Genomic DNA, 10,271 nt, shown 5'->3' with positions numbered 1-10,271 from the left:
GCGTCCTGGTGGGGACAATGGGGCGGTGCGCTACGCGATCCTCGGTTCCGTTCAGGTCGTTCGGGGCGACGGGACGCCCGTCGCCGTCGGCGGGGCGAGGCTGCGCGCCCTGCTGACCGCGCTGGCACTGCGGGCCGGGCGGCCCGTGCCGGTGCACCTGCTCACCGCCGACGTGTGGGCCGGCGAGCCCCCCGCCGACGGGCCGGCCGCCCTGCAGGCGCTGGTCGGGCGGCTGCGGCGGGCCCTGGGCCGGGAGGCCGTGCGTTCCGCGGAGGGCGGCTACCTGCTCGCGGCCGCCCGCGACGACGTCGACGCGTACCGCTTCGAGCGGCTCGTCCGGGCCGCCGCCGAGGCCGTCGAGGGGGATCCGGCGCGCGCCGCGGCCCTGTACGACGAGGCGCTGGCGCTGTGGCGCGGACCGGCCCTGGCCGACCTGCCCGAGCCGGGCGCGGAGGCCGCGCGCTGGGAGGCCGTACGGGCCGACGCCCGGCGGGGGCGGCTCGCGGCGGCCCTCGGCCTCGGCGAGGCGGAACGCGTCCTGCCCGAGCTCGCCGAGCTGTGCGGGCGCCATCCGCTGGACGAGCCGCTCCAGGGCTTGCGGATCCGGGCACTGCGGGACGCGGGGAGGGCGGCGGAGGCGCTCGCCGCCTTCGAGGAGGTCCGGCGGGAGCTCGCCGACCGGCTCGGCACGGACCCGGGGCCGGCCCTGCGCGCCCTGCACGCCGGGCTCCTCGCGCCGCTGCCCGGGGCCGCCGGTGCCCCGGGGGCCGCGGCCGTCGGGGAGGCGCGGCCGGGCAACCTGAAGGCCCGGCTGACGACGTTCGTCGGGCGCGAGGAGGACATCCGGGCCATCGGCGCGGACCTCGGAAGGGCCCGGCTCGTCACCCTGCTGGGGCCGGGCGGCGCCGGCAAGACCCGCCTGTCGCAGGAGGCCGCCGAGGCCCACGCCGCGGGCGCGGCCGGCGGCAGCCGGTGGCCCGACGGCGTGTGGTTCGCCGAACTGGCCCCCGTCACCGACCCGGACGACGTCGCCGAGGCCGTCCTCACCGCGCTCGGCGCCCGCGAGACCAAACTGCGCGGCGCCTCCGCCGAGGAGCTGCGGGCCCTGACCGACCGGGCGGGCGACGAGCCGCTCGCCCGCCTCACCGAGCACTGCGCCCGGCGCGGCATGCTGCTGGTCCTCGACAACTGCGAGCACGTCGTGGGGGCCGCCGCCGAGCTGGCCGAACGGCTGCTCACCCACTGCCCGGGGGTGCGGATCCTGGCCACCAGCCGCGAACCGCTCGGGGTGCCGGGGGAGTTCCTCCGGCCCGTGGAGCCGCTGCCGGACCACGCGGCGCTGCGGCTCCTCGACGACCGCGGCGCCGCCGCCCGCCCCGGCTTCACCGTCGCCGAGGACCCGGACGCGGCCGCGGAGATCTGCCGCCGCCTGGACGGCCTTCCGCTCGCGATCGAGCTGGCGGCGGCGCGGCTGCGGATGCTGACGCCCCGGCAGATCGCGGACCGGCTGGACGACCGGTTCCGGCTGCTGACGGGCGGCGCGCGCACCGTCCTGCCGCGGCAGCAGACGCTGCGCGCGGTCGTCGACTGGTCGTGGGAGCTCCTCGACGCGGCGGAACGCCGCGTCCTGGCCCGCCTGTCGGTCTTCGCCGGCGGCTGCGACCTGCCCGCCGCCGAAGCGGTCTGCGCCGACCCCGACCCCGACCCGGAGCCGGGCCCCGGCACCGGCCCGGACCCCGGTGCCGGAGGGCGTGACGGGGCCGTCGTCCGGACCGGTGACGTCGCCTCCGTCGTCGGCTCGCTCGTCGACAAGTCGCTCGTCATCGCCGCGCCCGGGCCCCGCGGCATGCGGTACCGGATGCTGGAGACCGTCGCCGAGTACGCCGGGGAGCGCCTCGCCGCCGAGGCCGGCGAGGCGGGGGCCGCCGAGCGGCGGCATCTCGTGCACTACCGCGAGTTCGCCCGGGCCGTCGAGCCGCTGCTGCGCGGGGCGGGGCAGCGGGAGGCGGGGGAGCGGCTCGCGGCCGACTACGACAACCTCCGCAGCGCCCTGCGCCGGGCGGTCGCGGCCCGGGACGCCGGGGAGGCGCTGTGCCTCGTGCACTGCCTCGTCTGGTACTGGCAGATGCACGACCTGCGCGCCGAGTGCCGGCACTGGGCGAACGCCGTCGCCGAGCTCGGCCCGGACCCCTTCCGCGCGCCCGTCGCCCCGGCCGGGCCGGTGCACGAGCGGATCGCCGACACGCCGCCGCCGTACCACGGGGAGGCGCTCACCGAGGCCTGGCGCGGCATCCGGCTCCTCCAGCTCGCCGCGCGGGACCAGAACAGCGAGAACTGGAACTCGCCGGAGGTGCGCCCGCTGATCGACGGCATCCTCGCCGCCTACCGGCCGGGCCTGCCGCAGACCTGCCGGGCCCCCGGCTCGCTGTGGATCTACGCGGTGATGATCGGCGGGGACGCGGAGATGCTGCGCCGCACCATCGACGCCACCGTCGAGACCGCCCGCGCCTTCGACTACCGCTGGGAGCTCGCCGGCGCCCTCCAGCTCCGGGCGAACGTGCTGGCCAACCGGGCCGCATGGGCGGGCGACGCCTCCCGCGACGCCGAGGAGAGCCTCGCGCTGTTCACCGCGCTCGGCGACGACTGGGGCTGCGCGGAGGCGCTGTCGGCCCGCGCCGAGGCCCGCGAGAAGCACGGCCTGTACGCGCTCGCCGCGGACGACTTCCGGGCGGCGATCCGGTACGCGGAGCGGCTCGGGGCGCCCTCGCAGGTGACGGTGCTGCGGGTGCGGATGGCCGGGGTGCTGATGGAGAGCGGGCGACACGCCGAGGCCGAGGAGCTCCTCGCCGACGTGCTGCGCGGCATGCCCCGCAGCTACGGCAACGAGGCCATGCCGGCCGCCCACCTGTTCATGGCGGTGTGCCTGGGGCGCAGGGGCCGCATCGCCGACGCCCGCGCGCACATCCGGCAGCTGCGCGAGGAGTTCGCCATGGGCGCCTACGCCGTCTTCGACTGCTACCTGCTCGCCACGACGGCCTGGCTGGACAACCAGGACGGCCGCCACGAGCAGGCGCTCGAAGTGCTCCGGCAGGCCCTGGAGTCCGCCCGGGACCCGCTGGCCGACATGGTCGCCCCGCAGCTGCCCGCCGTCTACATGCTGACGGCGGCCCGCGCGCGGGCCGGGCTCGGCGGCCGCGAGGAGGCGGTGCTCGCCGCCCGGCTGCTGGGCGCCTACCGGGCGCTGCTGCCGGACGGGCACGTCCCGGTGGCGACCGAGCGGGAGGACCTGGACCGCACCGAGGAGCTGGTGCGCGGGGCGCTGGACGACGCCGCGTACGGGGCCGCGTACGCCGAGGGCGGCGGCCTCACCCTGGAGGAGGCCGCCGCCCTCATCTGACCCGGCCCCCCGCCGGGGGCCCGTCCGGGACGCGATCCGGAGCGGACCGACCGGCCGGATCAGGTCTTCTGGCGGAACTTGCGCACCGCGAGCGGCATGGTGACGACCGTGATGGCCAGCGACCAGGCCAGGGTCACCCACACGGCGTGGGCGACGGGGCCGCCGTTGATCAGCCCGCGGGCCGCGTCGGCGAGCTGGGACAGCGGGTTGTAGTCGGTGAAGGACTGCAGCCAGCCCGGCATCGACGACGGCGGGGCGAAGATCGAGCTGCCGAACTGGAGCGGCATCAGGACCATCATCGCCACGCCCTGCACGGCCTGGGCGTTCTGCAGGGTCAGGCCCAGCAGGATGAAGATCCACATCAGGGAGGCGCCGAAGACGGCGGACAGCCCGATGGCCAGCAGCAGGTCGGTGAACGACGTCTCGATGGACAGGCCCAGCAGGAAGCCGACCCCGAGCAGGATCGTGATGGCGATCAGCGTCCGACCCAGCTCGACGACGATCTTCGCGAGGAGGACGGACGACCGGGCGATCGGCATGGACCGGAAGCGGTCCATGACGCCCTTCTTGAAGTCGTTGTTCACACCGACGCCGACGCCCATGGCGACGTTCAGGCCCATCATGGCCATCAGGCCGGGGACGACGTAGTTGACGTACGCGTCCTGGTTGCCCTGGCCGGAGATCGCGCCGCCGAAGACGAACACGAACAGCAGCGTGAACACGATCGGCATGAACACGACGTCGAACATCGACTCGGGGTCGGCCTTGAGCTGCATGACATTGCGGCGGGCCAGGGCGGAGATGTGCCGCAGGTTGGCCCGCAGGCCGATGCGGCCCTCCCCGGGCAGCGGGCCCGTCCCGGCCGGTGCGGCGGCCGCGGCGGTGGCGGCGGGCTTGCTCGTGGTGGCGGTGCTCATGCCGCGACCTCCGTGTTCTTGTAGGTGCGGTCGGTCCGGCCCGTGCGGCCGGTCTGCCGCTCGCCGGCCGGCGGCGCGTCCTGCGCGTCGGCGGTCCGGTGGCCGGTGATGGCGAGGAACACCTCGTCCAGGCTGGGCAGGTAGGTGCCGAGGTCGGCGATCGCGTGGCCGCGGGCGGCCAGCAGGCCGACCACCGCCGTCAGCTGCTCGTCGCTGAGGATCGGGATGAGCAGGACGCCTTCGTCCGGCACGGCCTGCGCGCCGGTGATGCCGTCCAGCCCGGCCTCCGCGAGGGCGCGCGCCATGCCCGGCAGGTCGGAGGCGGAGGCGGGCCGGATCCGCAGGGTGCGGCCGCCGACGCGGGCCTTCAGCTCGTCGATCCTGCCGCCCGCTATGACCTGCCCGCGGTCGATGACGGTCAGCTCGTGCGCGAGGTGCTCGGCCTCCTCCATGTACTGGGTGGTGAGCAGGACGGTGGCGCCCTCGGCGACCATCCGCTGCACCTCGTCCCACACCTCGTTGCGGGTGCGGGGGTCGAGGCCGGTGGTGGGCTCGTCCAGGTACAGCACGGCCGGGCGGCCGATCATGGAGGCGGCCAGGTCGAGGCGGCGGCGCATGCCGCCCGAGTACGTCGTGGCGGGCTTGCGCGCGGCCTCCGTGAGGGAGAACCGCTCCAGCAGCTCGTCGGCGCGGGCGCGGGAGTCCTTGCGGGACAGGTCCAGCAGCCGGCCGATCATGTACAGGTTCTCCCAGCCGGAGAGCTTCTCGTCGACCGAGGCGTACTGGCCGGTCAGGCCGATGGTGCGGCGCAGCTGCCGCGGCTGGCGGACGACGTCGTACCCGGCGACGCGGGCGGTGCCGGCGTCGGGGACGAGCAGGGTGGACAGGCAGCGGACCAGGGTGGTCTTGCCGGCGCCGTTGGGGCCGAGGACGCCGAGGACGGTGCCCTCGCGGACGTCCAGGTCGACTCCGTCCAGGGCCTTGGTGTCACCGAAGTGCTTGACCAGTCCCCGGACCTCGACGGCGTTCGGGCCGTGCTGGGGGTTGTTGTCGGTTCGCGTCATGGCCCCATGGGACCAGCGGCCACCGACAGATCACCGACAGATCACCGACAGCAGCGCCGACAGCGCCGACAGCCCCGCAGCGCCGGCGGGCCGGACGCCGGCGGGCCGGCAGCCCGCCGGCCGCGCGGGGCGGTCGGCGGCCTGCCGGCCCGGTGGCCCGGCGCCGGCCGGCGGGGTTCGGCGGATCAGTGGAAGCTGTGCTGCTCCTGCGGGAACGCCCCGCCGACGACGTCCTCGGCGAACGCCTTCGCCGCGCCCGTCATCGTGGCGCGCAGGTCGGCGTACTGCTTGACGAACTTCGGCATCTTCCCGCCGGTCAGGCCCATCATGTCCGTCCACACCAGCACCTGCGCGTCGCAGTCCGCGCCCGCGCCGATGCCGACCGTCGGGATGTGCAGGGAGCGGGTGACCTCGGCGGCCAGCTCGGCGGGCACCAGCTCCAGCACCACGGCGAACGCGCCCGCGTCCTGCGCGGCCTTCGCGTCGCGGAGCAGCTGGTGCGCGGCCTCGTCGCCGCGGCCCTGCACCCGGTAGCCCATCGCGTTCACGGACTGCGGGGTCAGGCCCAGGTGGGACATGACCGGGATGCCCGCCTGCACGATCAGCTCCGTCTGGTGCAGCGAGCGCTCGCCGCCCTCCAGCTTCACCGCGCCGACGCCCGCCTCCTTCACGAGCCGGGTGGCGCTGCGCAGCGCCTGCACCGCGCCCTCCTGGTACGAGCCGAACGGCAGGTCGCCGACGACGAGGGCCCGGCTGGTGCCGCGCACGACGGCCGCGGACAGCAGGGCCATCTCGTCCATCGTGACGGGGACGGTGTTCTCGTAGCCGAGGTGGCAGTTGCCCATGGAGTCGCCGACCAGGATCACCGGGATGCCGGCCTCGTCGAACACGGACGCGGTCATCGCGTCGTAGGCGGTGAGCATGGGCCACTTCTCACCGCGCTCCTTGGCGAGCGTGAGGTCGCGGACGGTGATCCGCCGGGTGCCCGTGCCCCCGTACAGGGTGGGGGAGGCTGCTTCGCGGGCAGGCGAAACGGCATGCGTCATGGCAACTGCTCCTTGTGTCATCTCGAGGCGCCCTGACGGCGTCCCCGGACTCACCCACCATGGTGGCACCTGGCCCGGCCGCCGCGAAAGTGGTGGGGTGACCGGTGCGTCACACTCGCCGCGCAGGCGAGCCGTCCCCGAGGCCGCCCCGACGCCGCCCCGAGGCCCCCGCAAGCGCCCGGGTGCGCCCGTTCGGGTGCGCGAACGGCACGCGTCCGAGCGAATGTGCGCGTTTCGTGACAACAGGAACCCCCGCCGCACGGCCGTTCGTCCTCCCGGACGTACGGCCGGAACACCGGCACGGAAGGCTCCGTCCATCGCCTAGGGTCATGGTGCGGGAACGGAGCGCGAGCAGGGCAGCGAGGGCAGTGGCATGGCACAGGCGTACATGGCGGAGACCGGGAACGGCGGCTCGGAGCGCGAGCCCTCCGGATCCGGCCTCCGGCGCCGCCTGGCCGAACTGCGCCGCGACAGAGGGATCTGGCGGCGCGGGATCGCCACCGCCGTCCTCGCGGTCGTGCTCGCCCTGGTCATGATCTTCCATTCGCGGCTGCCGAACGACGTCGGCAACCTGGGCAGCCTCACCGAGACGTTCCTGCCCTGGCTGGGGCTGTTCGCGCCCGTCCTCGTCGCGTGCGCCGTGTTCCGCCGCTCGGCGACCGCCCTGATCGCCTGCCTGCTGCCGGCGGTCGTGTGGCTGAACCTCTTCGGCGGCCTGGTCTTCGGCAAGTCCGGCACCGGCGGCGACCTCGTCGTCGCCACCCACAACGTCGACGCGGCCAACCCCGACCCGCGCGGCACCGCCGAGTCGGTGGCCCGCTCCGGGGCCGACGTGCTGGCCCTGACCGAGCTCAAGGGCAGCGCCGTCCCCTCGTACGAGAAGGCGCTGGCGGGGACGTACAAGTACCACGCCGTGGAGGGCACGGTCGGCGTGTGGAGCAAGTACCCGCTGACGGCGAGCGGCCCGGTCGACATCCGGATGGGGTGGACGCGGGCCATGCGCACCACCGTGGAGAGCCCGCGCGGCCGGATCGCCGTCTACGTGGCGCACCTTCCGTCCGTCCGGGTGAAGCTGAACGCCGGCTTCACCGCGAACCAGCGCGACAACAGCGCCGGCGCGCTCGGCGCGGCGCTCGCCGCCGAGCCGCTGGGCAAGGTCGTCCTGCTCGGCGACCTCAACGGCACGATGAACGACCGCTCGCTGCGCGAGGTCACCTCGCAGATGCGCTCCACGCAGGGCGCCGCCGGCGACGGCTTCGGGTTCAGCTGGCCGGCGGCGTTCCCGATGGCGCGGATCGACCAGATCATGGTCCGCGGGATGAAGCCGGAGGCCTCCTGGACGCTGCCGCGCACCGCGAGCGACCACCTGCCGGTGGCCGCCCGGGTGACGGTCGGCCCGTAGCTCGTGGCCCGTGGCTCGTGGCCCGTGGCCCGTGGCCCGTGGCGCGGCGTGCGTGGGGCGGGCGGGCCGCGCCGGCCCGCCCCGCGGGCGTCAGGCCCGCTCGCGCCAGCCCCGCGGCGTGCGTGGGGGCGGGGCGGGCCGCGCCGGCCCGCCCCGCGGGTGTCAGGCCCGCTCGCGCCAGCCGTTGGTGACGGGCAGGCGGCGGTCCTTGCCGAAGCCCTTCGCGGAGATCTTCGTGCCGGGCGGGTACTGGCGCCGCTTGTACTCCGCCGCGTCCACCATCCGCAGCGTCCTGGCCACCAGTCCGCGGTCGTAGCCCGCGGCGGCGATCGCCTCCAGCCCCTGGTCGCGGTCCACGTACAGGGCGAGGATCGCGTCCAGTACCGGGTAGTCCGGCAGCGAGTCGGTGTCCACCTGGCCGGGCCGCAGCTCGGCGCTCGGCGGCTTGGCGATGGAGTTCTCCGGGATCGGCGGGGTCTCCCCGCGCTCCTCGGCGGCCCGGTTGCGGTACCGGGCGAGGCGGAACACGTCCGACTTGTAGACGTCCTTGATCGGGCCGTACGCGCCGACGGAGTCGCCGTACAGGGTGGAGTAGCCGACGGCGAGCTCCGACTTGTTGCCCGGGGCGAGGACGATGTGGCCTTCCTGGTTGGACAGGGCCATCAGCAGTGTGCCGCGCAGCCGGGACTGGAGGTTCTCCTCGGCGAGGCCGGTCAGGCCGACGGCCCCCATGTAGGCGTCGAACATGGGCTCGATGGAGACGGTGCGGAAGTTGAGGCCGGTGCGCCGGGCCAGTTCGGCGGCGTCCGTCCGGGAGTGCTCCGAGGAGTACTTCGACGGCATGGAGACGCCGTACACGTTCTGCGCGCCGACGGCGTCGCAGGCGATGGCGGCGACGAGCGCGGAGTCGATGCCGCCGGACAGCCCGATCAGGACCGATCGGAAGCCGTTCTTCCGGACGTACGCGCGCAGGCCCACGACCAGCGCGTCGTACACCTCCTCGTCGTCGTCGAGCCGCTCGGCGCCGCCGCCGGCCGCGACCGGCTCGTACGGCTCCACGGGCTCCTCGGAGAGGACGACGCGGTCGATGCGCAGACCGTCGCCGACGACGCCCTCGGGCGCGTCGGGCCGTGCCGCGGGCAGGTCGAGGTCGACCAGGACGCAGCCCTCGGAGAACTGCGGGGCGCGGGCGATGACCTCTCCGTCCGCGCCGACGACGATCGAGTCGCCGTCGAAGACGAGGTCGTCCTGGCCGCCGATCATCGCCAGGTAGGCGAGGGTGCAGCCGGCCTCCCGGGCCCGCCTGCGGACCAGTTCGAGGCGGACGTCGTCCTTGTTCCGCTCGTACGGGGAGGCGTTGACCGAGATCAGCAGCCCGGCCCCGGCGGAGCGGGTGGCGGGGACGCGGCCCCCCTCCTGCCAGAGGTCCTCGCAGATCGCGAGGGCGATGTCGACGCCGCGGACCCGGATCACCGGCTGGGTGTCGCCGGGCACGAAGTAGCGGAACTCGTCGAAGACGCCGTAGTTCGGGAGGTGGTGCTTGGCGAAGCGGAGGACCACCTTCCCGCGGTGGAGGACGGCGGCCGCGTTCTCCGGGGAGCCCGCGGGCAGGCCCAGGCGGGGGGTGGCCCGCTCGCTGCGGTCGAGGTAGCCGACGACGACCGGCAGCTCGCCGAGGCCCTCGTCGGCCAGCCGGACGGCCAGCGAGGCCAGGGCGGAGCGGGAGGCCTCCACGAAGGAGCCGCGCAGCGCGAGGTCCTCCACGGGATAGCCGGTCAGCATCATCTCGGGGAACGCCGCGAGGTGGGCGCCCTGCTCGGCGGAGTGCCGGGACCAGTGCACGACCGAGTCGGCGTTGGCGGCGATGTCGCCCACGTGCGAGTCGATCTGATGGAGAGCGAGGCGAAGTTGGGGCACGGGGCCAGTGTAATCGTCTTTCTGACGCTATGGGGTGGCGGCCCCGTGCCCGGGCGGTTCGCGGCTGCTGCCGTCAGCCGATCTTCCCGCTGAACTTCACGCTCTGCATGAGGGTGCCGGGGGAGATGTCGGCGCTCAGGCTCGTGGTGCCCTCGGGGACCTCGAAGACGACCACGCCGCTGGCGGACTGGCCCGGCAGGATGTCGCCCCTGATCAGCTTCGGGACGTCCCCGTCGAAGACGAGCTTGGCGGTCATGCCCTTGTCGTCGCGGACGTTCGGGACCGCGTAGATGACGTTGTGGTTCTTGGCCGAGTCGTTGGTGATGGTCAGCGTCATCTGGACCGCGTTGCCGACGTCCGAGTAGCGGTTCTTCGTCTTGTACGGCTTCGGCTGCGACAGGCTCACCTTGATCCCGTCCGGGTAGGCGAACGTCTCGCCGAACGGCAGCGGGGAGGTCATGCCGGGCACGTCGCCGCGGGACGGGGCGACGTGCCCGGCATGACCTCCCCGCTGCCGTTCGGCGAGAC

Annotated in this window: 7 protein-coding genes; 2 read left to right on the top strand and 5 right to left on the bottom strand. The window is 74.8% G+C overall.

Annotated features, from left to right (window positions below):
* Positions 1 to 25 precede the first annotated feature (25 nt).
* Positions 26 to 3,397: a BTAD domain-containing putative transcriptional regulator gene (locus EF903_RS21065; protein ID WP_125545452.1), complete on the top strand. Its 3,372-nt coding sequence runs from the start codon at positions 26 to 28 to the stop codon at positions 3,395 to 3,397.
* Between the two features lie 59 nt (positions 3,398 to 3,456).
* Here the strand turns inward: EF903_RS21065 and EF903_RS21060 are convergent, their stop codons facing one another.
* The 3 genes from EF903_RS21060 to panB all read right to left on the bottom strand — a co-directional run bounded on the left by EF903_RS21060 (position 3,457) and on the right by panB (position 6,424).
* Complete coding sequence (locus tag EF903_RS21060) at positions 3,457 to 4,314, bottom strand: ABC transporter permease (protein WP_125545450.1); 858 nt, start codon at positions 4,312 to 4,314, stop codon at positions 3,457 to 3,459.
* Positions 4,311 to 5,378, bottom strand: a complete 1,068-nt coding sequence (locus tag EF903_RS21055; protein WP_125545448.1) for an ATP-binding cassette domain-containing protein — start codon at positions 5,376 to 5,378, stop codon at positions 4,311 to 4,313. The genes EF903_RS21060 and EF903_RS21055 overlap by 4 nt, the downstream gene beginning before the upstream one ends.
* 185 nt (positions 5,379 to 5,563) lie before the next feature.
* Entirely contained in the window at positions 5,564 to 6,424 is an 861-nt protein-coding gene (gene panB, locus EF903_RS21050) for a 3-methyl-2-oxobutanoate hydroxymethyltransferase (protein WP_125545446.1), read from the bottom strand.
* Positions 6,425 to 6,797: 373 nt separating this feature from the next.
* Between panB and EF903_RS21045 the strand changes: the two genes are divergently transcribed.
* On the top strand, positions 6,798 to 7,826 hold the full coding sequence (locus EF903_RS21045; protein ID WP_125545444.1) for an endonuclease/exonuclease/phosphatase family protein: 1,029 nt from the start codon (positions 6,798 to 6,800) through the stop codon (positions 7,824 to 7,826).
* 162 nt (positions 7,827 to 7,988) lie between these two features.
* On the opposite strand, the gene EF903_RS21040 is transcribed toward EF903_RS21045, so the two are convergent.
* Both EF903_RS21040 and EF903_RS21035 read right to left on the bottom strand, forming a co-directional pair.
* On the bottom strand, positions 7,989 to 9,743 hold the full coding sequence (locus EF903_RS21040) for an NAD+ synthase (protein WP_125545442.1): 1,755 nt from the start codon (positions 9,741 to 9,743) through the stop codon (positions 7,989 to 7,991).
* A gap of 73 nt (positions 9,744 to 9,816) precedes the next feature.
* Positions 9,817 to 10,271, bottom strand: a 455-nt coding sequence (locus tag EF903_RS21035) for a DUF4352 domain-containing protein (RefSeq protein ID WP_125545440.1), incomplete at its 5' end; no start/stop codon positions are given.

Origin of the sequence: Streptomyces sp. WAC05292, assembly GCF_003949955.1 — a bacterium.
Classification (GTDB): domain Bacteria; phylum Actinomycetota; class Actinomycetes; order Streptomycetales; family Streptomycetaceae; genus Streptomyces; species Streptomyces globosus.
The sequence above is the reverse complement of the archived record's forward strand: the minus strand, read 5'-3'. Positions and strand labels throughout refer to the sequence as shown.